Source organism: Variovorax sp. OK212, assembly GCF_900112425.1.
Taxonomy (GTDB): domain Bacteria; phylum Pseudomonadota; class Gammaproteobacteria; order Burkholderiales; family Burkholderiaceae_C; genus Variovorax.
In genome coordinates, this window is the sequence record NZ_FOLP01000029.1 from 1 (window position 1) to 21722 (window position 21722).

The 21722-nt window shown below is 68.9% G+C and carries 23 protein-coding genes; 7 read left to right on the plus strand and 16 right to left on the minus strand.

Annotated features, from left to right (window positions below):
- The 10 genes from BM004_RS42230 to flgB all read right to left on the minus strand — a co-directional run.
- A partial coding sequence (locus BM004_RS42230; protein WP_371271216.1) for a chemotaxis protein CheW occupies positions 1-157 on the minus strand: 157 nt, incomplete at its 3' end.
- 98 nt (positions 158-255) lie between these two features.
- On the minus strand, positions 256-1254 hold the full coding sequence (gene flgJ, locus BM004_RS37035; protein ID WP_093131184.1) for a flagellar assembly peptidoglycan hydrolase FlgJ: 999 nt from the start codon (positions 1252-1254) through the stop codon (positions 256-258).
- Between the two features lie 10 nt (positions 1255-1264).
- A complete protein-coding gene (locus BM004_RS37040; protein WP_093221426.1) occupies positions 1265-2404 on the minus strand; it encodes a flagellar basal body P-ring protein FlgI in 1140 nt (379 codons plus the stop codon).
- Positions 2405-2406: 2 nt separating this feature from the next.
- Positions 2407-3129 carry a flagellar basal body L-ring protein FlgH gene (locus BM004_RS37045; protein WP_093131186.1) on the minus strand — a complete coding sequence of 241 codons (723 nt, stop codon included), beginning with the start codon at positions 3127-3129 and terminating at the stop codon, positions 2407-2409.
- Complete coding sequence (gene flgG / locus BM004_RS37050; protein ID WP_093131188.1) at positions 3129-3911, minus strand: flagellar basal-body rod protein FlgG; 783 nt, start codon at positions 3909-3911, stop codon at positions 3129-3131. The genes BM004_RS37045 and flgG overlap by 1 nt, the downstream gene beginning before the upstream one ends.
- Positions 3912-3980: 69 nt before the next feature.
- Positions 3981-4727, minus strand: coding sequence for a flagellar basal body rod protein FlgF (locus BM004_RS37055; RefSeq protein ID WP_093131190.1), 747 nt, complete (start codon positions 4725-4727; stop codon positions 3981-3983).
- Between the two features lie 34 nt (positions 4728-4761).
- Entirely contained in the window at positions 4762-5982 is a 1221-nt protein-coding gene (gene flgE / locus BM004_RS37060; protein WP_093221429.1) for a flagellar hook protein FlgE, read from the minus strand.
- Positions 5983-6049: 67 nt separating this feature from the next.
- Positions 6050-6733 carry a flagellar hook assembly protein FlgD gene (locus tag BM004_RS37065; protein WP_093131194.1) on the minus strand — a complete coding sequence of 228 codons (684 nt, stop codon included), beginning with the start codon at positions 6731-6733 and terminating at the stop codon, positions 6050-6052.
- A 40-nt stretch (positions 6734-6773) separates the two neighbouring features.
- Positions 6774-7175, minus strand: coding sequence for a flagellar basal body rod protein FlgC (flgC, locus tag BM004_RS37070; protein ID WP_371281020.1), 402 nt, complete (start codon positions 7173-7175; stop codon positions 6774-6776).
- A 29-nt stretch (positions 7176-7204) separates the two neighbouring features.
- Entirely contained in the window at positions 7205-7612 is a 408-nt protein-coding gene (gene flgB, locus BM004_RS37075) for a flagellar basal body rod protein FlgB (protein ID WP_093131198.1), read from the minus strand.
- A 221-nt stretch (positions 7613-7833) separates the two neighbouring features.
- Between flgB and flgA the strand changes: the two genes are divergently transcribed.
- The 4 genes from flgA to BM004_RS37095 all read left to right on the plus strand — a co-directional run bounded on the left by flgA (position 7834) and on the right by BM004_RS37095 (position 10426).
- On the plus strand, positions 7834-8610 hold the full coding sequence (gene flgA, locus BM004_RS37080; RefSeq protein ID WP_256220242.1) for a flagellar basal body P-ring formation chaperone FlgA: 777 nt from the start codon (positions 7834-7836) through the stop codon (positions 8608-8610).
- Positions 8611-8720: 110 nt separating this feature from the next.
- The gene (gene flgM / locus BM004_RS37085) at positions 8721-9071 is read left to right on the plus strand and encodes a flagellar biosynthesis anti-sigma factor FlgM (RefSeq protein WP_093131200.1); all 351 of its coding nucleotides are present in this window, start codon (positions 8721-8723) and stop codon (positions 9069-9071) included.
- Complete coding sequence (locus BM004_RS37090; RefSeq protein WP_177206750.1) at positions 9068-9526, plus strand: flagella synthesis protein FlgN; 459 nt, start codon at positions 9068-9070, stop codon at positions 9524-9526. The genes flgM and BM004_RS37090 overlap by 4 nt, the downstream gene beginning before the upstream one ends.
- A gap of 33 nt (positions 9527-9559) precedes the next feature.
- Positions 9560-10426: a winged helix-turn-helix domain-containing protein gene (locus BM004_RS37095; protein WP_093131202.1), complete on the plus strand. Its 867-nt coding sequence runs from the start codon at positions 9560-9562 to the stop codon at positions 10424-10426.
- Between the two features lie 466 nt (positions 10427-10892).
- On the opposite strand, the gene BM004_RS37100 is transcribed toward BM004_RS37095, so the two are convergent.
- The 3 genes from BM004_RS37100 to BM004_RS37110 form a co-directional block, all read right to left on the minus strand.
- Positions 10893-12101 (minus strand): ABC transporter substrate-binding protein, encoded by a 1209-nt coding sequence (locus BM004_RS37100; protein ID WP_093221431.1) that lies wholly within the window; start codon positions 12099-12101, stop codon positions 10893-10895.
- A 165-nt stretch (positions 12102-12266) separates the two neighbouring features.
- Positions 12267-13145: an isocitrate lyase/PEP mutase family protein gene (locus BM004_RS37105; protein ID WP_371271212.1), complete on the minus strand. Its 879-nt coding sequence runs from the start codon at positions 13143-13145 to the stop codon at positions 12267-12269.
- Between the two features lie 7 nt (positions 13146-13152).
- Positions 13153-14130, minus strand: coding sequence for a Bug family tripartite tricarboxylate transporter substrate binding protein (locus BM004_RS37110; protein WP_093131206.1), 978 nt, complete (start codon positions 14128-14130; stop codon positions 13153-13155).
- A 204-nt stretch (positions 14131-14334) separates the two neighbouring features.
- Here BM004_RS37110 and prpR point away from each other — a divergent pair, with 204 nt between their 5' ends.
- The gene (prpR, locus tag BM004_RS37115; RefSeq protein ID WP_093221434.1) at positions 14335-16371 is read left to right on the plus strand and encodes a propionate catabolism operon regulatory protein PrpR; all 2037 of its coding nucleotides are present in this window, start codon (positions 14335-14337) and stop codon (positions 16369-16371) included.
- A 33-nt stretch (positions 16372-16404) separates the two neighbouring features.
- Here prpR and BM004_RS37120 read toward each other — a convergent pair whose 3' ends face one another.
- Positions 16405-17823, minus strand: coding sequence for an aldehyde dehydrogenase family protein (locus BM004_RS37120; protein ID WP_093221436.1), 1419 nt, complete (start codon positions 17821-17823; stop codon positions 16405-16407).
- Positions 17824-17961: 138 nt separating this feature from the next.
- Between BM004_RS37120 and BM004_RS37125 the strand changes: the two genes are divergently transcribed.
- Positions 17962-18885 (plus strand): LysR family transcriptional regulator, encoded by a 924-nt coding sequence (locus BM004_RS37125; RefSeq protein ID WP_093221439.1) that lies wholly within the window; start codon positions 17962-17964, stop codon positions 18883-18885.
- 343 nt (positions 18886-19228) lie between these two features.
- Positions 19229-20647, plus strand: coding sequence for a tannase/feruloyl esterase family alpha/beta hydrolase (locus BM004_RS37130; RefSeq protein WP_143072636.1), 1419 nt, complete (start codon positions 19229-19231; stop codon positions 20645-20647).
- A gap of 65 nt (positions 20648-20712) precedes the next feature.
- Here BM004_RS37130 and BM004_RS37135 read toward each other — a convergent pair whose 3' ends face one another.
- Positions 20713-20976, minus strand: coding sequence for a hypothetical protein (locus tag BM004_RS37135; protein ID WP_093131216.1), 264 nt, complete (start codon positions 20974-20976; stop codon positions 20713-20715).
- Between the two features lie 99 nt (positions 20977-21075).
- On the minus strand, positions 21076-21708 hold the full coding sequence (locus BM004_RS37140) for an RNA polymerase sigma factor (RefSeq protein WP_093221443.1): 633 nt from the start codon (positions 21706-21708) through the stop codon (positions 21076-21078).
- Positions 21709-21722 lie beyond the last annotated feature (14 nt).

The window sequence follows — 21722 nt, forward strand, 5'->3', positions numbered from 1 at the left end:
GCGTCACCGCGTCGTAGCCGCGCAGCTCCTGCACCTTCTGGATGTCGATGCCGTATTCCTCTTCGCCCAGCTTGAAGGTCACGACCTCCAGGCGGCCGGCCGTGCTGATCTGCTCCTGCTGCTGTTGCTTGTGGGCGGTGCCCGCGATCTCTGCCATGGGAATCCTCGTGTGTGGTGTGCCGCGCAGCGCGAGCGCGGGCTGTGTGTAGGGGGCGCTGCGTACCGTTCGATGCCGCGTTCGATGCCGCGCGCGAATCAGCCGAACTTCTGCATGATGCGAACCAGCTTCTCGCCGTAGCGCGGGTCGGTGGCATAGCCCGCGCGCTGCAGGCCGTGCGCGGCCTCGGCCGGGTCGTCGGTGGCCAGCACGTTGGCGTAGCGCGGGTTGCGCGTGATGAAGCGCGCGTAGTCGGTGAAGGCCTCTTCGTACGAGCCATAGGCGCGGAACTTCGCGCGCACCTTCTGCGGCTCGCCGTCGACGTATTCGGTGGTGGTGGTCTCGACCGTCGCGCCCTTCCAGCCCTTGTCGGCCTTGATGCCGAACAGGTTGAAGCTCTGCGTGCCGTCGTCGGCGCGGATCTCGCGCTTGCCCCAACCCGACTCCAGCGCGGCCTGCGCCAGGATCAGCGGCGCGGGCACGCCGCTGGCCGTGCTGGCCGCCTGCGCCGAGGCGCCCATGCGGCCCACGAACTCGTCGACCTGGCCTTGCAGCGACGCGTTCGCACCCGGTGCCCGGCGGTCGCTGTTGAACTGGTACACGCTCAGGTCGGCGGGCGCCGCCGCGCGGTTGCTCGGTGCCGAACCGAGTGGAATTCCCGCGTTCGGGCCGTACGGCATGCCGCCGCGCGGCTCGAGCGACATCGGCTTCACGCCGATGGCGGCGTCGGCTTCGGCGTCGGGCGGCCCCGAGGGCACCGTGCGGCGCAGCTGCGCGAGCATGGCTTCGGCCAGCCCCACGCCGCGCCCCGAAAGGTTCTGCGTGAGCTGCTGGTCGAACATCGATTGGTAGACCTTCTGGCTCTGGCTCTCGAGCAGGCCGCTGGAAGGCGTGGCCTCGCGCATGCTCTTGAGCACCATGTTCATGAACATGGCCTCGAACTGGCGCGACACCTGCTGCAGGCCGGCTTCGGGCGAGGTGCGCACGGTGTGCCGCAGCGCATCGACGCCCTGCACGTCGAGGGCGAAGCGCTGGTCGAGCGCACCGCTGCGGCTGGCGTCGCCGCCCGCCCAGGCGCTGGTGGAAGAGACCGTCATCGCATCGTCCTCAGATGATCTCGAGCTCGGCGCTCAGGGCGCCGGCCGTCTTCATGGCCTGCAGGATCGACACCAGGTCCTGCGGATTCGCGCCGAGGGCGTTCAGCCCCTTGACCACGTCCGACAGCGAGGCACCGCCGCGCACCATCTGGATCGCGCCGCCGCCCTGGTTCACCGAGATCTGCGAGGTCTGCGCCGCCACCGTGCTGCCGCCCGAGAACGCGCCCGGCTGGCTCACCACGGGTTCGGTGTTGATCACCACCGACAGGCTGCCGTGCGCAATGGCGCAGTCCTTCACCCGCACGGCCTGGTTCATGACCACCGAGCCGGTGCGTGCGTTGACCACCACGCGGGCGCTGGCCTGCGTGGGCGTGACCTCGAGGTCTTCGAGCCGCGCGAGGAAGCCCACGCGCTGCTGCGGCTCGGGGGCCCGCACGCGGATCGCCCGCGCGTCGATGGCCTCGGCCGTGCCCGCGCCGAACTGGCGGTTGATGGCGTCCACCGCGCGCTGCGTGGTGCCGAAGTCGGAGCGGTTGAGTTCGATGGCGAAGGTGCCTTCGGCGCCCACGGCCGCTTCGACCGTGCGTTCGACCAATGCGCCGGCCGGGATCCGTCCCGAGCTCAGCTGGTTCACCTGCACCTTGCTGCCGTTGGCCGAGGCGCCCGCGCCGCCGACCACCATGTTGCCTTGCGCCACCGCGTAGGTCGCGCCGTCGATGCCCTTGAGCGGCGTCATCAGCAGCGTGCCGCCGCGCAGGCTCTTGGCATTGCCCATGGAGGACACGGTCACGTCGATGTTCTGGCCCGGGCGCGCGAACGAAGGCAGCGTGGCCGTCACCATCACCGCGGCCACGTTCTTCAGCTGCATGTTCACGCCCTGCGGGATCGTGATGCCCAGCTGCTGCAGCATGTTGTTCAGGCTCTGCGTGGTGAACGGCGTCTGCATGGTCTGGTCGCCGGTGCCGTCCAGGCCGACCATCAGGCCGTAGCCGATGAGCGGGTTGTCGCGCACGCCCTGGATGCTCGCGAGCTCCTTGAGCCGCTCCGCATGCGCCGGAGAGAAGAAGAGCACGCCCATCACCGCCAGGGCGGCAAGGGAGAAAGGAAAGAAGAAGCGGCGCGGCGCGCGCGAAGCCTGGGAATTTTTCATGATCAGAACGGCATCACGTTGAGGAAGATGCGCTGCATCCAGCCCATGGTCTGGGCCTCGTCGATGTAGCCCTTGGCGGAGTACTCGATGCGTGCATCGGCCACCAGCGTGGAAGGCACGGTGTTGTTGCCCGACACGGTGCGCGGGTTGACCACGCCCGAGAAGCGGATGAACTCCGTGCCCTGGTTGATGCCCATCTGCTTCTCGCCGCTCACGAGCAGGTTGCCGTTGGGCATCACGTCGGTCACCGTGACGGTGATCACGCCGTTGAAGGTGTTGTTGGCATTGGCGCCGCCCTTGGCAGTGAGCGAGTTGGTGCCGCTGAGCTTGGTGTCCTGCCCGTCGAGCAGGCCGCCGATCAGCTTCGGAATGGCGGCGAACACGCTCGCGGTACTGCCCACGCGGCTGGCGTTGGCACCGGAATTCTTGGTGGCGTTGACCTTCTCGCTGATGAGAATGGTCAGGATGTCGCCGACGTTGCGCGGACGGCGGTCCTCGAACAGCGCGTTGGCGCCCGGCCCCTCCTGGAAGATCGCGCCAGGTGCGCGCCGCGGCGTCATCGCCGCGTAGCTTTCGGCGCGCGCCGTCATCGGCTGGTGCACCAGCGGCTCGCGCGGCAACTGCGCGCAGCCCGTCGCCAGCACGGTCGCCACCAGCGCCAGTGCCAGCAGCGCGCGTGAAAGCAGCGCAGCGCCGGCCCCTTGATGAAGACGCACGCCCCGCATCACATCTGCGCCAGGCGCTGCAGCATCTGGTCCGAAGTCTGCACGGCCTTGCTGTTGATTTCGTACGAACGCTGCGTAGCGATCATGTTCACCAGCTCTTCCACCACGTTCACGTTCGAGGCTTCCACGTAGCCCTGGCTCAGCGTGCCCGCGCCGTCCACGCCGGGGTTCACCTGGTTGGGTGCGCCCGAAGCGTCGGTTTCCGAGTACAGGTTCTCGCCCTTGCTCTGCAGGCCGGCGGGGTTCATGAAGGTGGCGAGCTGGAGCTGGCCGACCTGCACCGAGGCGGTGTTGCCCGGCTGCACGACCGACACGATGCCGTCGCGGCCGATGGTCAGGCTCGAGGCGTCGCGCGGGATGGTGATGGCGGGCTGGATGGGGAAGCCGCTCGCGGTGACGAGCTGGCCGTCGGAGTCGGTCTGGAACGAGCCGTCGCGGGTGTACGAGGTGGTGCCGTCGGGCATCAGCACCTGGAAGAAGCCCGAGCCGCTGATGGCCACGTCGCGCGGGCCTTCGGTCTTGGTGAGGTTGCCTTGCGTGTGGATGCGCTCGGTGGCGACCACGTGCACGCCGGTGCCGACCTGCAGGCCCGAAGGCAGGCGGGTCTGGTCCGACGACTGGCCGCCGCTTTGGCGCAGGTTCTGGTAGACCAGGTCTTCGAACACGGCGCGCGTGCGCTTGAAGCCCGTGGTGCCGACGTTGGCCAGGTTGTTGGAGACCACGTCGAGCTGTGTCTGCTGCGCGTCGAGGCCGGTCTTGGCGATGTAGAGGGAGCGAATCATTTCTTTGAAATTCCTGCGGGTGTGTTGCGGGTGCTTCGGTTGCTGCGGTTGGAGATGGCGCGCGGCCTATCAGCCGTACGACAGCAGCTTGTTGGCCGACTGCGCATTGGTGTCGGCGGTCTGCAGCGACTTCATGTGCATCTCGAAGCTGCGCGCGTTGGCGATCATGGAAACCATCGCCTCGACCGGGTTGACGTTGCTGCCTTCGACCGCGCCGATGGCCAGGGTCACGCCCTGGTCGGCATCGGCCGGCTGCAGGCCCTGGCGCATGCGGAACAGGCCGTCGTCGCCGCGCACGAGGTCGGTGGTCGGCGGGTTCACCAGCTTCAGGCGGCCCACCTCGCCGATGCCGGTCTCGATGTTCGAGGCCGCGTCGCGTGCGCTCACCAGCCCGTTGGTGGCAATGGTCACGGCGGAGCCGGGCGGCACGGTCAGCGCGCCGTTGTCGCCCATCACCGGGCGACCGCCCATGGTGGAGAGCCGGCCGTCGGCCGCGATCTGCAGGTTGCCGACGCGCGTGTAGGCTTCGCCGCCGTCGGCGGTCTGCACCACCAGCCAGCCTTCGCCGTTCACGGCCACGTCCAGGCCGCGGCCGGTCTCGGTGATCGGGCCGTGGCTGAAGTCGGCGCCGGGCGTGGTGGCGGCGACGAAGGCGCGCGTGGGCGCCTCCTGGCCGACCACGGGCACCGCGCGGAAGTTGGCAATCTGCGCGCGGAAACCCGGCGTCGAGACGTTCGCCATGTTGTTGGCGACCGAGGCCTGCTGTTCCATGACCTGCTTGGCGCCGCTCATGGCGACATACAACATTCGATCCACTGGGTGCTCCTGGTGTCAGTCGTTCAGTGGCGCGTCAGCGGATGTTCATCAGCGTCTGCATGACCTGGTCCTGCGTCTTCACGGTCTGCGCATTGGCCTGGTAGTTGCGCTGCGCGACGATCAGGTTGACCAGCTCGGACGTGAGGTCGACGTTGGACGACTCCAGCGCGCCGGCCTGCAGCGAACCGAGCTTGGTGCCTTCGCCGGGCGTGCCGGTGAGGGCGTTGCCCGAGGCCTGCGTTTCTGCCCACACGTTGTTGCCCTTGGGCTCCAGGCCGTTCGGGTTGGCGAACGACGACAGCACGATCTGGCCCAGCAGCTGGGTCTGTTCGTTGGAGAACTTGCCCGTGAGGGTGCCGTCCGGGTTGATCGAGAACGAGGTCAGCTCGCCCGAACGGTAGCCGTCCTGGCCGAGCTTGCTCATCGCGTTGGCGGCGCCGAACTGCGTGGTGCCCGACAGGTCGACGGTGGCGCTCATCGGCGCGGCGCCGTTGGTGAAGGTGATCGGGCCGATGTTCAGCGAACCGCTGGCCGGCGCGGTCATCTTGCCGCTGGAGTCGAAGGTCAGCGTGGTGAGCGCAGCGCCGGCGTTGAGCGCGGCGCCGTCGGACGTGCCGTACACGTTCCAGGTGTTGGCCGGCGTGGGGGCCTTCACGAAGTACACGGCCACGTCGTGCGGGTTGCCCAGCGAGTCGTAGGTCGGGCCGACGGCGTTCGAGTAGTTGAACGAGTCGGAGTCGGCCGCGTTGAACGGCGTCTTGGTCGGGGTGGCCAGGCGCGCGTCGAGGTTGAACTCGGCGTTCACGCTGGTGGTGGCCTTGGGCGTCATGGCCGCCGTGGGGATCTGGATCGGCGACGGCGTGCCGCCGCTGATGCCGCCGCTGGCGTTCACACCGTAGCCGGTGAGGCGCAGGCCCTGGCCGTTGACGATGAAGCCGTCCTTGTCGCGCGTGAACTGGCCGTTGCGCGAGTACATGATCTCGCCGCTTTGGCTGGCCAGACGGAAGAAGCCGTCACCGTTGAGGATGGCCACGTCGTTCGGACGGCTGCTGGACTGCGTCACGCCTTGCGTGAAGTTCTGCACCACGCCCGACACGGACGCGCCCAGGCCGACACGCGAGCCCGCGTACACGTCCTGGAAGGCGGCGGCGGCGGACTTGAAGCCCACGGTGCCGGAGTTGGCAATGTTGTTGCCGATGACGTCGAGGTTGGCCGCGGCCACGCCGAGTCCGCTGATGCCCTGGGAAAAAGCCATGTTGGTTCCTTGGTTCGATGCGAAAGATTCGCTGAGTTCGTTGAGGTCGTCGGGTTCGCTGGATGGCTCAGAGGAAGAGCCGCACGTCGGACAGGCCGATGTTGTTGCCGCTCGACAGTTCGAGCGTCACGCCGCCGGTGCCCTGCTTCACGGCAGCCACCTGCGAGAAGGTGAGCGCGGTGGCTTTCACGCTGGTGCTGCCGTTGGTGGCGTCCGCGGTGAACTGGTAGGCGCCCGCGGGCACCACGTTGCCGGCGTCGTCCTTGCCGTCCCAGGTGACGGCGTTGACGCCTTCCTTCATGGCACCGGCGTTGATGGTGCGCACCACGTTGCCGGCGGAGTCGACGATCTTGATGTCGACGTTCGCGGCCGTGCCCGGCAGCTCGACCGCGAAGGCCTGCGTCGCGGGCTCCTTGCCGTCGTCGGGCTTCTTGGTGGTGAGCACGTCGCCGGGCGACAGCACGTTGTAGCCGATGAGCGAGGCCGACTGCAGCACCTGGTTGGACCCGGTCTGGTTCACCAGGCCCGACAGCGTGGTGTTGAGCTTCTCGATGCCGCTCACGGTGCTCATCTGCGCCAGCTGCGAGGTGAGCTCGGCGTTCTGCATCGGGTTCAGCGGGTCCTGGTTGTTCAGCTGCGTGACCAGCAGCTTCAGGAAGCGCTGTTCGCTGTCTTCGTTGGAGACGCTGCTGGTGGTTGCCGCGGAGGTGGCGTTCTGTCCGGAGATGGACGAGGTGTCGGAGATGGCCATTGCGTTGGTTGCTTTTGAAGTGAAAGGGTGGGTGGCCGCTTTACTGGCCGAGCGTCAGCGTCTTGACCATCAGCGTCTTGGCGGTGTTGAGCACTTCGACGTTGGCCTGGTAGCTGCGCGAGGCCGAGATCATGTTGGTCATCTCCTCGACCACGTTGACGTTGGGCATGGCCACGTAGCCTTCGGCGTTCGCATGCGGGCTCTTCGGGTCGAACACGAGCTTGGGCGGCGAGGGGTCCTCGATCACGCCGGAGACCCTGACGCCGCCGATGTCCGAGCCGGAGTTGCCCGCGGGCGCGACCTCGAACACTACCTGCTTGGCGCGGTAGGGCATGCCGTCGGGACCGGCCACGCTCTCGGCGTTGGCCAGGTTGCTCGCGGTCACGTTCATGCGCTGCGACTGCGCGGTCATGGCGGAACCCGCCACGTTGAAGATGTTCATGGATGTGCTGTTGAAGGGCATGGGAGGCCTTATTGCTGCACCGCCGACAGCAGCGACTTGATCTTGGAATTGATCACCGTGAGGTTCGACTCGTAGCGCAGCGCGTTGTCCGCGAAGGCGATGCGCTCCACGTCCATCTCGACGGTGTTGCCGTCCAGGCTGGACTGGTTGGGCGTGCGATAGAGCAGGTCCTTGTCGGGCATGGCCTGCGCCTGGCCCGCGAGGTGGCGCGACGACGTGGTGGCCATCGACATCGACTGCGACGAACGGCCGCGCTCGACGGCTTCGCTCAGGCGCGTGCCGAAGTCGAAGTCGCGCGCCTTGTAGTTCGGCGTGTCCGCGTGCGCGATATTCGCCGCGATCACCTCCTGGCGTTCCGCCCGGAGGTTGAGGGCTTCGCGATTGAAGCGAAGCGCCGCATCCAGCTTGTCGATCATCTGAGTTCCATCTGTTGAAGCGTCGCGTTTGCGCATGGCGTGGCGACAGATGGAAAGCGAGTCTATGCATGAGCCGCTTTTGCAATCGTTCGAACAAAGGGGGTTTTCTTGCGCTGCTCGCACCTTCGATCGGCGGGCGAATTTCTAGAATTTCCGGGCGGCGGCTTTGCGCCCTGCCTGTATGGCGAGCCGCTTCCCAAGCACCCTCTTCAACGCCTTCGATGAACCTCTTCAAGCCCCGGACCCGCCTGCTGCGCACCGTGCTGCCCACGTTGCTGGCGGCCTGCTGTGCGTTCACGGCACAGGCGGCGCAGTCGACTCAATCGCAAGCGGCGCAATCGGCGCAGGCTGCGGAACCCGCGAAGGACGCCCCCGCGCAGAACGCGGCCGACGTCGGCACCCTCATCTCCAGATACATGCAGGTGCAGACCGCCGGCCTGCCCGGCAAGGTGACGGTTCGCCTCGAAGGCCGCGGCGCCGAGGCCCTGCCGGCCTGCGAAGCGACCCCCGAGGTCTTCCTGCCGCCGGGCGCCGCGCCGTGGGGCCGGGTGTCGGTGGGCGTGCGCTGCCAGGCCGAACGGCCGTGGATGCGCTACGTGCAGGTGCACGTGGCGGTGGAAGGCAGCTATTTCGTGGCCGCGCGCGCCATCGACGCGGGCCGCCCCGTGGGCGCGGGCGACGTCACCGAGCGCACGGGCGACCTGACGCGGTTGCCGCGCTCGGTCATCACCAGCGTGAATGACCTGAACGGCGTGGTGGCGGCCAACCGCATCGCGTCGGGCGCGCCGCTGCGCAAGGAACTGGTGCGCGGCGTCACCGTCATCCAGCAGGGCCAGGCCGTGAAGGTCGTGGCGCAGGGCCAGGGTTTCACCGTCAGCACCGAGGCCAAGGCCATGACCGGGGCGACCGTGGGGGCCGTGGTACAGGCCAAGACCCGCGACGGCCGCATGGTCAGCGGCGTGGCGGACACGGAGGGGCAGATCCAGCTGGCCCAATGAACCGGCCGGTCCGGACCGCTCCGGACCGCCTTGCCGTACGCTTTGTGCACGCCGCTCCTAAAGTTATTGCCAGCGCTGCCGATATATGGGTCAGCCCCTGAGGAATCACCTTGAAAATCGATCAACCTGCCCCTTCGGCCACGCCTCTCCACCGACCGCTCACGACGGCCACCGCCCCCGTGGCGACGGCCCAGACGACCGGTGCCGACGCCACCGCCGCCGCGCGCGCCAAGGAAGCGCCACAGCCCTCCGCGCATGTTCACACCATGCCCAGCGCCGTGGGCGGCAGCGATTTCGATGCGGCCCGGGTGGCCGCGATCCGCGAAGACATCCGCGCCGGGCGCTACCAGATCCGTCCCGAGCGCATTGCCGACGGCCTGCTGGCCAGCGTGCGCGACCTGCTCGACCCCTCGGCCGACCCCAAGGTGCAAGCCAAGCCCGAACCGCAAGGCCGCCAATGAGCCAGTCGCTGCTGGCGCACCTGCGCACCGAAACCGCCTGCATCGAGGAATTCCTGGCCGTGCTGGACCGGGAAGCCAAGGCGATGTCGGACCACGTGTTCTCCGACCTGGCCGCCATTGCCGGCCACAAGACCCTGCTGCTGGACCGCATGGCCGAGCTCGACCGCCAGCGCGAGGCGCTGCAGTCCGCGCTGGGCTTCAAGCCCGGCCGCCCGGGCGCCGATGCCGCCGCGGCGGCCGGCGGACCCGCCGTGAAGCAGGCCTGGGCCGAGCTGCTGGTGCTTGCCGTGCAGGCCCGCAGCCACAACCTGCGCAACGGCTCGATGGTGTACGCGCACCTCGACTTCACGCAGCAGGCACTGCATTTCCTGCAGGCCAGCGCCCAACTCTTCTACGGCCGCGACGGCGTGCGCAAGACGCAAGCCGGCTCCGGAACGCGGCTGGCGGCGGGCTGAGCCCCACGCGCCGGCCGTTCAACCTCATACCCCATGGAAGCTCTCGACAAGAACAATGCCCAATGCTCGCGCCAGGTGGCCATGGTCGGCTGCGACGCCGCGCAGAACCAGGCCTGGGGCCAGCGCCTGCGCATGATGGGCTGCACGCCGGTGCGCTTCGACAGCAGCGCCGACTTCCTGCGCGCCGTGACCCACGGCAGCCAGTTCGGCCTGCTGCTGGTCGTGCTGAAGGACGAAGGCGCCTGGCCGGTGATCACCTCGATGTGCAAGGCGCTGCGCCTGCCGATCTTCCTGGTGGCCAATGCCCTGCAGCGCGACCTGCTGATCGACGTGCTGGCCACGGCCGGCAGCGAGCCCAGCGGCGCCACCATCGATTTCGCGGTGCTGCCGGTGGACGATTTCGAGGTCGAACTGCGGGTGCGCGAAGCGCTGCGCCGCAATGAAACACTGTTGCATCCGCAGACCGTGAGCGCGAACTTCGGCGACTACCAGTTTCTGGGCAGCCGCAAGGTGGTGGTGCACAAGGGCGAGGACATCCGCCTCAAGCCCCGTGAATTCGAGCTGGCGCTGCTGCTTTTTCGCAATGCGGGACGGCTGCTGGAACGCGACTGGCTGCTGGCCTCGCTCTGGATGGATTCGCGCATCGAGCGCAAGAGCCGCGTGCTCGACTGCTGCGTGGCCAACATCCGCCGCAAGCTCTCGCTGCATAAAGAAAGCGAGTTCGTGCTGCACTCGGTGTACGGCCGCGGCTACGAGCTGCGCCACCTGCCCCTGGCGTCGGCCGATGCCGCCGAACTGGGCGACCTGTCCGAATCGACCGACATCGTGAACCGCTCGGGCTTTCCCGACACGTCGAACGAACCGGCCTGGATGGAAGAAAACGCGCTCGCAAGAGCCTGAGTCCGGAGCCGAACCTGCCCCTTTCGGGTTGTCCCCGCGGACTGGGGACAACACTGGGGACAACCGGGTGAAGTTCGACGGGGATCGTTGCCTGGCGCGGCCTGCAACACATTGCCTGCGAAACGGGCAACGTGGAAATCTTCGATTTCTTTCGGCTCGTTTCGGCTTTCCTTGAGTTCTTCCGGCTCTTTTTTCGGTCTTTTTCGATTTTTCCCGGCCGCCGCGGCCGGGCCGTCCATTCATCGACGAAATACCGGGCGCGGAACCTGACGCGCTCCGAGGGCCCCGCTCGCCCCGGCTGAGGGGGGCACGCAGAAAAATAATGTGACGACCGCCGGCTTCGAGGAACCACCCTCATGGGCGGGTGCCGGAGCAACCTCTACCAGCGCCAGCTGGGCCGTCGCCTCCAGTGTCGGCAGCGAAACTTAAGCCGACCTGAACTCGCGGGCGCATCCGGCGCAGGTGATCAGCGAAGGTACTTGCCGCCCGGCGCCACCATCACCAGCTCGACGAACTTCGAGCCGTGGTGGTTCTCGGGGCTGTAGTCGACCGTGTAGCCGCCGATGTCGAGCAAGCGCATGCTTTCCATGGAAGCCGCGAGTTTCTGCGGCGTCACGCCCTTGCCCGCGCGCTTCAGGCCCTCCAGCAGCACCGTGAAGTTGAGGTAGCCGAAGAAATGGTCGTAGTCGACCGGCAGGTCCGCCGACGCCATGGCCGCGTGGTAGTTGCGGGTGAGCGCGGAGGTGGCGCGAAACGGGTACGGCACGATCTGCGCAATGGCCAGGCCGCGCGCCTCGTCGCCCAGCGCCTCGATCAGCGCGCGCGAGTTGGCGATGCTCACGCAGTAGATGGGCGCGGCAATGCGCTGCCGCGCGGCTTTCACGAACGGCACCATCGACGGCCCGAACGACATGAAGATCAGCGCGCGCGGTTTGGCCGCCGCCAGCACGTTCACCGCGGCCACGGCGTCGCTGCCGCTGACTTCCAGCGGCACCTTGGCCACCAGCGTGGCGCCGAGCGCCTTGCAGCTTTCTTCCACCACGGGCGCCATCAGCTGGCCGAACGGGCTGTTCTGGTAGACGAGGCCGATCTCCGACTGGTGCAGCGTGACCAGGTTGCGCACCATCTGCACCACCTCGTCGCGGTAGCTCGCCATGGTGGTGAAGAAGTACGGGTTGTGGCGCGCGCGCAAGACCGGCGAGCCGCTGTACACGCCGACGAGCGGCACCTTCTTCTCGGCCACCAGCGGCAGCGCGGCCGCAATGCCGGCGGTGTTGGTCAGGCCGAAGAGCGCCACCACGTCGGGCCGCGCGAGCAGCTCCTTGACGTTGGACACCGTCTTCTGCGCGTCATAGGCGTCGTCCAGCGTGACCAGGCTGACGCTGCGCCCGCCCACGCCGCCCTTGCGGTTGAACTCGGCCAGCGCCATGTCCTGCCCGCGCAGCACGGCCTTGAGCGTGGGCGCGAGCGGGCCGCTCAGGTGGGCGCTCTGGCCGATGACGATGTCGCCGGAGCCAGGACTGGCACTGGCACTGGAGCCGGGGCCGGGGCCCGGCCCCGCTTCCCTGGCGGCCTCCCGCGCCAGGGCGGGCCATGCGGCCAGGCCGGCCGCGGCGTCGGCCAGGGCCGTGGCGGCCTGGCGGCGGTTGAACGAACGTGCCGATGCGTCGGTCATCGAGTTGTCTCCTCATTCTTGTTGACGGGCGCCGGATGCTGGGGCTCGTCAGCGTCCTGGCCTTGTCTTTTGAGTGACAGTCTTCGCCAGGAACGACAAAAAGGGTTTCAGCTCTCGATTCCCCGCGGCGGTTTGGCTACCGCGAGAAAAAGCCAAGGCACAGGCTCAGGTGTACAGCCGCTCCAGCGCGTCCCACTGCGGCTTGCCGACCAGCCGCTGGCGCTCGCCGAAGGACGCGACCAGCGCCGGGTCTTCGTCCAGCCGCTTCTGGTCGCGCAGCACGGTCAGCGCCTTCTGCATGCCGGCCACCGCGCCCTGCAGCGCGGCATTGGCGTACAGCACGAAGCCGTAGCCCAGCTGGCCCAGCTCCTGCGCGCCGAAGGTCGGCGTCCTGCCGCCGATCACCATGTTCATGAGCTGCGGCTTGCCCAGGCGCTGCGGCATCGCGCGCACCTCCTCGGCCTGCGTCACGGCTTCGACGAAGAGGATGTCGGCGCCCGCTTCGCTGAACTTCTGCGCGCGCTCGATCGCGGCCTCGAAGCCGTGCACGGCGGCGGCGTCGGTGCGCGCCATGATGAGCAGGTCGCTGTCCTGCCGCGCGTCGACCGCGGCCTTGATCTTGCCGAGCATCTCGTCGGTGTCGATCACGGCCTTGCCCGAGAAATGGCCGCAGCGCTTGGGGCTCACCTGGTCCTCGAGCTGGATGCAGTCGGCGCCCGCGCGCTCCAGCACGCGCACCGTGTGGCGCACGTTCAGCGCATTGCCGAAGCCGGTGTCGGCGTCGACCAGCAGCGGCAGGCCCACCGCGTCGCGGATGCGCGCGGTGTGCTCGGCGATCTCGTGCAGGCCCATGAAGGCCTGGTCGGGCAGGCCGAGGTACATGTTGGTCACGCCCGCGCCCGTGACGTACAGCGCCTCGAAGCCCAGGTCTTCGACGATGCGCGCCGACATGGCGTTGAAGGCGCCGGGCACCAGCACGCCGCGGCGCGCCTCGGCCAGGCGGCGCAGGGCCTTCTTGGGGGAAATGGGTTGGTCGCCGGTCATGGGGTTCTCAGTCTTCCTTCATGCCGGTGGCCTTCACCACGCCGCCCAGGCGCGCGCGCTCCTCGTCGACGAACCTGGTGAAGCTCGCGCGCGTGCCGCCGATGGGCTCGATGCCCATGTCCTTCAGGCGCTTGGCCGTCTCGGGCGACTTCATGGCGGCGTCGATGGCCGCGGCCATCTTGTCCAGGATGGCGTCGGGCGTGCCGCGCGGCGCGTGCACGCCGGCCCAGTGCGCAATGCGGATCTCGGGGAAGCCTTCTTCCGCGGCGGTCGGCAGCTCGGGGTAGGCCGAGATGCGCTGCGTCCACGTGCCGGCCAGCGCCTTGAGCTTGCCGCTCTTCACGTACGGCAGCACCACGATGCTGGCCTCCGACGTGGCCTCGACCTGGTTGCCGAGCACCGCGGTGATCGACTCCGAGCCGCTCTTGTAGGGCACCACGTCGAGCTTGCTGCCGTACCTGGTCTCCAGGATGCCTTCGACGAAATGCGGCGTGCTGCCGGTGCCGGCGGTGGCCCAGTGGAAGCCGTTGCCGGCCTTCTTGGAGGCGGCGACGAACTCCTTCAGGTCCTTGTACGGCGCGTTGGCCGGCACCACCACCACCGAGGGCGCCAGCGCGATCATGGCCACGGGCACCAGCGCGTCGTCCTTGTAAGGCATGCTTTTCTTGATCATGCTGTTCGACACCACGCCGGCCGCGCTCACCAGGAAGGTGTAGCCGTCGGGCGCGCTCTTGGCGACCACGTCGGCACCGAGGATGGCGCCCGCGCCGGGCTTGTTGTCGATGATCACCGGCTGGCCGAGCTGCTTCGATGCGCCTTCGGCGGCGGCGCGCGCCATCAGGTCGTTGGCGCCACCCGCGGAAAACGGAACGACGAGCCGGATCGGCTTGGTCGGCCAGCCCTGCGCCTGGGCGGCGAAGGGCAGCGTGCAGGCCAGGGCTGCGACGGTGGCGCAGGTCACGGCGGAAAGACGGCGGAAGTTCATGGATCTGGCTCCTTGGGTTTTGGGGACACACGACCTTCGTGGAGGTCATGGCCATCCGTGCGCAAACGCTGTGCCACCGGGGGTGAATGCCCCCGAGCCCCGGCTAAGTCCTTGATCCGAAACGAATTCGCAAGACCGCTTCGCCATCGAGCCATGCGCCTCGTTTCAAATTCATTTCATTCTTGAAACAATAAAATCCGCGAGATGAACGAGCCCGCCCTGCCCCCCGCCCTGCCATCCACCCAGCCTCCCGCCACACCCCGCCCATTGCGCATCGTGGCCGTGGCCCGTCACCGGCTGGGCCGCGTGCTGGCACGGCTGGCGCCCGAAGTGGCGGCGCAGGCGCAGGTCGAGTGGGTCGCGCATGCCTTCGGCGACGCGGTCGACGCCGTGCGCGCGCTGCATGCGCGCGCGCCGGTCGACGCGGTGGTGGCGGCCGGCGCCAGCGGCGAATGGCTGCGCCAGCACCTCGACATTCCGGTGGCCATGGTCGAGGTGCGCGGCTTCGACCTGATGCGCGCGCTGGCCGCCGCCCGCGCCATTTCGCCGCGCGTGGGGCTGGTGTCGTTCGACGGCCCGTCGGAACACCTCGCGCAGCTCGACGCCCTGTTCGGCATGGGCATCGCCCAGTTCAGCTACCGCGGCCCCGACGACGCGCCCGCCTGCGTGCAGGCGCTGCTGGCCGCCGGCGTGCAGGCCGTGGTCGCGCCCGGCCTGGTTTCCGACCTCGCCGAAAAAGCCGGCATCGCCTGCGTGCTCATGTATTCCGACGACGCCGTGCGCCAGGCGCTCGACGACGCCATTCACCTCGCGCGCCTGGGCCGCGCCGAGCGCGCACGCCACGAGCGGCTCAACACCGTGCTGGGCCAGTTGCAGGACGGCGTGGTCGCCGTCGACCTGGGCCAGCGCATCGAGGCGCTCAACCCCGCCATGGCGCAGCTGCTGGGCAGCACCGCGCCCGCGCTGGCCGGCCGCGTGCTCGGCGACGTGGAACCCGTGCTCGACCTCGGCGCCACGCTGCGCCTGGGCGAAGCGCCCTCCGAAGAGGTGCTGCAGATCGGCGCGCGAACGCTGGTGGTGCGGCGCGCGCCCATCGTGGAAGCCGGCGAAGTCACGGGCGCGCTGCTCGTGTGCCGCGACCCGGCCGTGATCCAGCGCGCCGACCGCCACTTGCGCGCCAACCAGCGCCAGCGCGGCGCGCCCGCGCGCTACCGGCTCGAGGCCTTCAGCGGCGACAGCGCCGCCGCGCGCCGCGTGCGCGAGCTGGCCGCCCAGTGCGCGGCCAGCGATGCCACCGTGCTCATCGTCGGCGAGAGCGGCACCGGCAAGGAGCTGGTGGCGCAAGGCATCCACACCGCCAGCCGCCGCGCGACGCAGCCCTTCCTGGCCGTGAACTGCGCCGCGCTCGGCGAGAGCCTGCTCGAGAGCGAACTCTTCGGCTACGAGGAAGGCGCCTTCACCGGCGCGCGGCGCGGCGGCAAGACGGGTTTGGTCGAGGCGGCCCACACGGGCACGCTGTTCCTCGACGAGATCGGCGACATGCCGCTGGCGCTGCAGACGCGGTTGCTGCGCGTGCTGCAGGAGCGCGAGGTGCTGCGGCTGGGCGCCACCGCGGCGGTGCCGGTCGACCTGCGCGTGATCGCGGCCACCCATGCCGACCTGGCGGCGCAGGTCGATCGCGGGCTGTTCCGGCGCGACCTGTACTACCGGCTCGCGGTGCTGCGCATCGAGACGCCGCCGCTGCGCGCGCGCGAGAGCGACATCGCCCGGCTGGCCGCCGACCTCATGGCCCGCCGCATCGGCAAGACAGGCCTGCAGGCGGCGCAGGCACCGGCATGGCTCGCGGCCCTGCTCGAGCTGGCCGCGGGCTACGGCTGGCCCGGCAACGTGCGCGAACTGGAAAACCTCGTCGAGCGCCTGCTGGCCTGCCACGGCTACCTGGCGCCCACCGGCCAGCTCGACCGGGCGCGGCTGCTCGAGGTGTTCCCCGAATGCACGCAGGCCCGGCCCGCGCCCGTGCGCGAGCAGCTGCTGAAGGGCGCGCGGCGCGCCGCCGAACTGCGCCGCGTGCGCGAGGTGCTGCAGTCGGTGCAGGGAGACCAGGCGCAGGCCTGCGCCGTTCTCGGCATCAGCCGCGCCACGCTGTGGCGGCGGCTGCGCGACGAGGCGGCGCTGGTGCCGGTGGGCGACGAAGCGCCGGTGCAAGCCGTGCGCTCCACGCCGAAGAAGCCACGCGCCTGAGGCGCCGCCGAGCGCGCCTCGGTCTTCGGCCGCCTACGCCTCCACGATCGTCTTCGGCTCCATGAACGCCTCCATGCCGAACACGCCGAACTCCCTGCCCACGCCCGACTGCTTCACGCCGCCGAAGGGCGCCAGCAACTCGGGCGCGATGCGGTTCACCAGCACCGAGCCGGCCTGCAGCCGCGACGCCACGCGGCGGGCCCGCTCGGGTTGCGACGAGAACACGTACGCCTGCAGGCCGTAGGCCGAATCGTTGGCGATGCGCACGGCCTCGTCTTCATCGTCATAGCCGATGACGGACAGCACCGGCCCGAAGATTTCCTCGCGCGCGATGTCCATGTCGTTGCGCACGTCGCCGAACACCGTGGGCTTGACGAACCAGCCGCGCCGCAGGCCCTCGGGCCGGCCTTCGCCGCCCGCGACCAGCGTGGCGCCCTGTTCCAGCCCGCGGCGAATGAAGCGCTGGATGCGCTCGTACTGCGCCTGGGTCGCGAGCGGCCCGATGGCCGTGGCCGCGTCGCGCGGGTCGCCCACGCGCATGCCGGCGACGATGGCCGCCACGCGCTCCAGCGCTTCCTTCATCCACGAACGCGGCACCAGCAGGCGCGTTCCCGCCACGCAGGCCTGGCCGTTGTTCATGAAGGCCACGTTCACGGCCAGCGGCAGCACGGTCGCCAGGTCGGCGTCGTCCAGCACCACGCTGGCCGACTTGCCCGTGAGCGCAAGGCTCACGCGCTTCATGGTGTCGATGCCCGCGCGCGCAATGAACTTGCCCGTGGCCGTGGAGCCCGTGAAGGAGATCTTGGCAACGTCGGGGCTGGTGCTGATCTCGTCGCCCACGTCGGCGCCGCGGCCCAGCAGGATGTTGAACACACCCGCCGGCAGGCCCGCGCCGTGCAGCGCCTCGGCCAGCACCTGCGACTGGATCGGGCTCAGCTCGCTCGGCTTGATCACCGTGGCGCAGCCCGCCGCGATGGCCGAGGCCAGCTTGCTGCACACCGTGCCGGCCGTGCTGTTCCACGGCGCAATGAGGCCCGCCACGCCCACCGGCTCCATGACCACCGTGGCGTCGCCGATGCGGCGCGTCAGTTCATAGGCCTCGAGCGTCTTCGCCGCGCCGGCAAAGCACTGCGAGGCGTACTGGCTCACCCACTGCGCGCGCGCCAGCGGGCCGCCGTATTCCTCGATGGTCACGTCGCGGATCTCGTCGGTGCGCGCCAGCACCGCGGCCGAGAGGTGCTCGAGCATCTCGATGCGCTCGGCCTTGCCGGTGCGCCGCAGCGCCTGCTGCGCGCGTTTGGCGGCCGCAATGGCGCGCTTCGCGTCGTCGCGGTTGGCCAGCGTGGCGGTGCCGATGACCTGCTGCGTTGCCGGGTTGAGCGCCTCGACCACCTCGCTGCCCTGCACGGGCACGAACGCACCGCCGATGTATGCCTTGTCGATGTTCCACATGGTGTTGCCCTTGCCTTTCAGGTTGAACGCGAGCTTTGAAAAATGGGTTTCAACCGCGCCATGGAACGAAGTCTAGGCAGGCGTCATTGCTCTGGGAATATGATGAAACATGGATGCTTCATCACGAAAATCGGAACAATGCACAAGAGCGGACTGACCGAACTCGAAGTGGTGCTGGCCGTGGCCCGGCGCCGCGGCTTCGCTGCCGCGGCGGTCGAGCTCGACATGTCGGCCACCGCCGTGAGCAACGCCGTGGCCAACCTGGAGGCCCGGCTGGGCGCACGGCTCTTCCACCGCACCACGCGCAGCGTGTCGCTCACCGAGGCGGGCCAGCAGTTCGTCGAGCAGGTCGGGCCCGCCGTCACGCACATCCGCGACGCCATGGCCGCCGTGAGCGACCGCAAGGCCACGCCCGGCGGCACGCTGCGCATCAACAGCTCGCTGGGCGCGGCGCTCATGCTGTTCCAGCCCGTGGTGCTGGAGTTTCTGCGCCGCTACCCGGGCATGACGGTCGACATCGTCACCGAGGGACGCATGGTGGACATCGTCGGCGAGGGCTTCGACGCCGGCCTGCGCGTGAGCTCGCTGGTGCCGCGCGACATGGTCCGCGTGCCCATCACCGACGACGTGCCGATGACGGTGGTGGGCTCGCCCGCGTACTTCGAGCGGCACCCCCGGCCCGCGAAGCCGGCCGACCTCGCGCGGCACGCCTGCATTCGCGCGCGCCTGCCGAGCGGCGTGCCCTCGCCATGGGAGTTCGCGCGCAAGGGCAAGGCGCTGAGCATAGAAGTGCCCGGCCCGCTGGTGCTCGACGCGCCCCTGCTCATGCTGCAGGCCGCGCGCCAGGGCACCGGCCTTGCGCAACTGGCGCACTGGTACGTGGCGGACGACCTGGCCAGCGGCCAGCTGGTGCGCGTGCTCGACGCGTGGACCGTGCCCGCGCCGGGGCTGTGCCTGTACTACTCCGGGCATCGGCATCTGCCGGCGGGGCTGCGCGCGCTGGTCGACCTGATCCACGAGCTGGTCGAGGGGCGGGAACGCGCGGGGCGCAGCCGGGCCTGACCCAACGGCCCGCTGACCCAACGGCCCGGCGCCATGGTCGTTGCGCCGGGGCCATACGGCCTGCGGGGAGGCGTTCGTGCGCTCGAAGCCTTTCAGGACCGGCTCCAGATGCCCGAAAGGTCATTCGAATGGCACTGCAGGGATAGCGCGGCCTCCGGCGGCGCGAACAAGAATTTCAAGGCCTCTCGAAGAAGGCGTGGCTCCGTCCCCAAAACAGGGATGGACCTCGTGAAATCAAACTCCCTGGAGACACATCTTGAACAAGACGAAAGATCCCGGCTTCCTGAACAGATGGCGGGCCATCCGCCCAACCTGGCCGGTCCGAACGGTCCGACCTGCCCTGGTGGCCCTCGCGTGCGGCGCGCTCATGCCGTGCGCCCATGCAGCCACCGACATTTCCAACACCCTCGTCAGGACCTGTTCCAACCAGCTCGACGGCACGCAGTACGGCGATGCGGTCCTCGACGACTTCCGCGGCACGCGGAACCCTTCGCCCAGGACCGGCGGCTTCAGGATCACCTCGGTCGAGCAGGTCTGGCTCGCGCTGCCGGCTTATTGCCTGATCAAGGGAACGATCCGGCCCACGTCGCCCGGCGGCATCGATCCGGCCGTCAAGGACCCGAGCTACCGCGTGCGCGACATCAACTACCAGATCTACATTCCGGCCCAATGGAACGGCAAGTTCGCGCAGCTCGGCGGCGGCGGCTTTGCCTGGAAGTCCGACGTGGTCGACGCGGGCAAGCAGGCCAACCTCCAGTTCTCGCCTTCGCTGCAAGGGGTGGCACTGTCGAACTACGCCGTGATCCTCAGCGACGCGGGAGCCGACGCTTCGAACGGGGCCTTCAGCGCGGATTTCGTGCGGCCCGGCCGGCAGCTCGCCGACGTCGCGAAGCAGGAGATGGTGAAGAACTTCGGGCAGGACTCGATCAAGAAATCGCTCGATGTAGGGCTGTACCTGCTGAAGAAGCTCACCGGCGCGGCGCCCACCGACACCTACTTTGTCGGCATCTCCACCGGCGGGCGGCAGGCACTCAAGGCAATGGCGAACTGGCCCGACGCCTACGACGGCATCGTCGCGGGCGCGCCGCCCGTGGACGAGACCAACCTGCTCAAGGTGCTGCAGGTGCCGGACGCGGTCAACGACTGGGTCGTCAACTGGAACAGCGCCGCGGCCATGCTCACCAGCCTGTTCGGCCAGGACGTGTCGCCGCAGATGCTGAGCGACGGGCTGGGCGCGACCTCGCGCCACCTGGCCGACGTGGCGATCGAATCGGGAGCGGACTACGACGGCTACCACCGGCTGCTCGACCAGCTGGCGCCGGTCTGGAACGTCACGCCGGCCGACCTCGCCGGGTTCTTCGAGGCGGCCGCGCGACAGAAGAAGGAAGGCCGAAAAGGCAAGAAGATCATCCTCTACCAGGGCACTTCCGACTTTCTGGTGCCTTGCACGCAGGCCGGCGAATTCGTCAGGAAGCTGAACGAACTGCCCGCGAACGGCAAGGCCACGGCGGCCGATGTGCGCAACTCGGTGCGCGCCTATTTCGTCGAGGACTACAGCCACGGCTTCTACAACACGAATTCGCTGCTCAAGAGGCCGGGCCTGACGCCGCTGCAACTGAACTGGAATGCGCTGGCCGATCTCGACCGGTGGGTGCATGACGACCAGGCCCGGGCCGGTGCGCCTTCACTGGCGCGCAATGCCTCTGGCGAGATTCCCGCCACCCAGGCCTTGAGTGCCTGGAAGTGCGTGGCGGCGCCCTGATCGGGCGGCGCGGCCGGGCCGGTGGCCTGTGCGTGGGTGGACAGGGCTGCTACAGCGCCCCCCGCTCAACCGGCGTGCCGGGTCACCTGAAAATGCCTGCCGCTTTCCTGGCCGACGAGGTTCGCGGCCAGGTCGGCATATCCGGGCTCGATGTACACCAGCTCCTGCGCCGACCCCAGCTTGGCCACTTCCCGCCAGTCCATCTGGTCCTTCGGGAGCATGTCCGACGGCCGCTGGTTCGGCCGCATCGGATAGGGCATTGCGTAGACGCGGCAGTCGGGGTGGCCGGGCGCAATGTAGATGGTTTCGACCCAAGCCTGAGATGACATAGTTTCTTCGTAAGTACCTCGGGGCAATGTAGCAGCGGGTCATTTCATATTTGTGGCGGTGCGCCGACCGGCAGCCCGCAGCTGTTTCCGGTCATCGAATCACTGGCAGTGCTCCTGGGCGCGCAACGCGCGCCGCGGCGCGCTCACGCCCGCCAGGGCCTGCTGGCCGGAGTTCCCCGCGCAGTAGTCGAGCGCCTGGCGCAAGGCGGTGTCCACGCCGCGCAGCGAGAGCGCGTAGCGGCTGGCGACCTCGTCGCGGGTCATCTCGTCGATGCGCAGCGCGATGAGCACCGAGCGATGCCGGCGCGGCAGGCGCTCGATGGCGCGCAGCACGGCCGCCAGCTCGGAGCGCGCCTGCGCGATCTGCTCGGGGCCGGGCGCGTGGTCGGCGAGGTGGTCGATCTCGGTGTCGCCGTCTCCCGTGTACTGCCCCGACCGGTTGCTGCGCATGCGGTCCATGGCGACGTTGCAGGCCATGCGGTAGACGTACGCGCTCGGGTTCTGCACCGGCGCCTGCACCTCCAGGTGGCCCAGCCGCAGCCACGCATCGTGCAGGCATTCGCTGGCCATGTCGGCGCAGCCGAAATGGCGGGTCAGCTTGCGCCGCAGCCCGTCGTAGTTGGCGCAGAGAAAGGCCTGCAGCGCGATGCGGCGCTGCGCCTCGTCCAGTGGCTCGTTGGCTGCTTCGTCGCCAGCCAGCGCTTCCTGTTTGCAAAGAACGCTCGATGCCATGACATGTCGCCCCG

Coding starts and splice junctions, on each gene's coding strand:
- flgJ (WP_093131184.1), bottom strand. CDS start 1,254: ATGACGGTCTCTTCCACCAGCGCCTGGGCGGGCGGCGACGCCAGCCGC.
- BM004_RS37040 (WP_093221426.1), bottom strand. CDS start 2,404: ATGAAAAATTCCCAGGCTTCGCGCGCGCCGCGCCGCTTCTTCTTTCCT.
- BM004_RS37045 (WP_093131186.1), bottom strand. CDS start 3,129: ATGCGGGGCGTGCGTCTTCATCAAGGGGCCGGCGCTGCGCTGCTTTCA.
- flgG (WP_093131188.1), bottom strand. CDS start 3,911: ATGATTCGCTCCCTCTACATCGCCAAGACCGGCCTCGACGCGCAGCAG.
- flgE (WP_093221429.1), bottom strand. CDS start 5,982: ATGGCTTTTTCCCAGGGCATCAGCGGACTCGGCGTGGCCGCGGCCAAC.
- BM004_RS37065 (WP_093131194.1), bottom strand. CDS start 6,733: ATGGCCATCTCCGACACCTCGTCCATCTCCGGACAGAACGCCACCTCC.
- flgC (WP_371281020.1), bottom strand. CDS start 7,175: ATGAACATCTTCAACGTGGCGGGTTCCGCCATGACCGCGCAGTCGCAG.
- flgB (WP_093131198.1), bottom strand. CDS start 7,612: ATGATCGACAAGCTGGATGCGGCGCTTCGCTTCAATCGCGAAGCCCTC.
- flgA (WP_256220242.1), top strand. CDS start 7,834: ATGAACCTCTTCAAGCCCCGGACCCGCCTGCTGCGCACCGTGCTGCCC.
- BM004_RS37090 (WP_177206750.1), top strand. CDS start 9,068: ATGAGCCAGTCGCTGCTGGCGCACCTGCGCACCGAAACCGCCTGCATC.
- BM004_RS37095 (WP_093131202.1), top strand. CDS start 9,560: ATGGAAGCTCTCGACAAGAACAATGCCCAATGCTCGCGCCAGGTGGCC.
- BM004_RS37100 (WP_093221431.1), bottom strand. CDS start 12,101: ATGACCGACGCATCGGCACGTTCGTTCAACCGCCGCCAGGCCGCCACG.
- BM004_RS37105 (WP_371271212.1), bottom strand. CDS start 13,145: ATGACCGGCGACCAACCCATTTCCCCCAAGAAGGCCCTGCGCCGCCTG.
- BM004_RS37110 (WP_093131206.1), bottom strand. CDS start 14,130: ATGAACTTCCGCCGTCTTTCCGCCGTGACCTGCGCCACCGTCGCAGCC.
- prpR (WP_093221434.1), top strand. CDS start 14,335: ATGAACGAGCCCGCCCTGCCCCCCGCCCTGCCATCCACCCAGCCTCCC.
- BM004_RS37120 (WP_093221436.1), bottom strand. CDS start 17,823: ATGTGGAACATCGACAAGGCATACATCGGCGGTGCGTTCGTGCCCGTG.
- BM004_RS37125 (WP_093221439.1), top strand. CDS start 17,962: ATGCACAAGAGCGGACTGACCGAACTCGAAGTGGTGCTGGCCGTGGCC.
- BM004_RS37135 (WP_093131216.1), bottom strand. CDS start 20,976: ATGTCATCTCAGGCTTGGGTCGAAACCATCTACATTGCGCCCGGCCAC.
- BM004_RS37140 (WP_093221443.1), bottom strand. CDS start 21,708: ATGGCATCGAGCGTTCTTTGCAAACAGGAAGCGCTGGCTGGCGACGAA.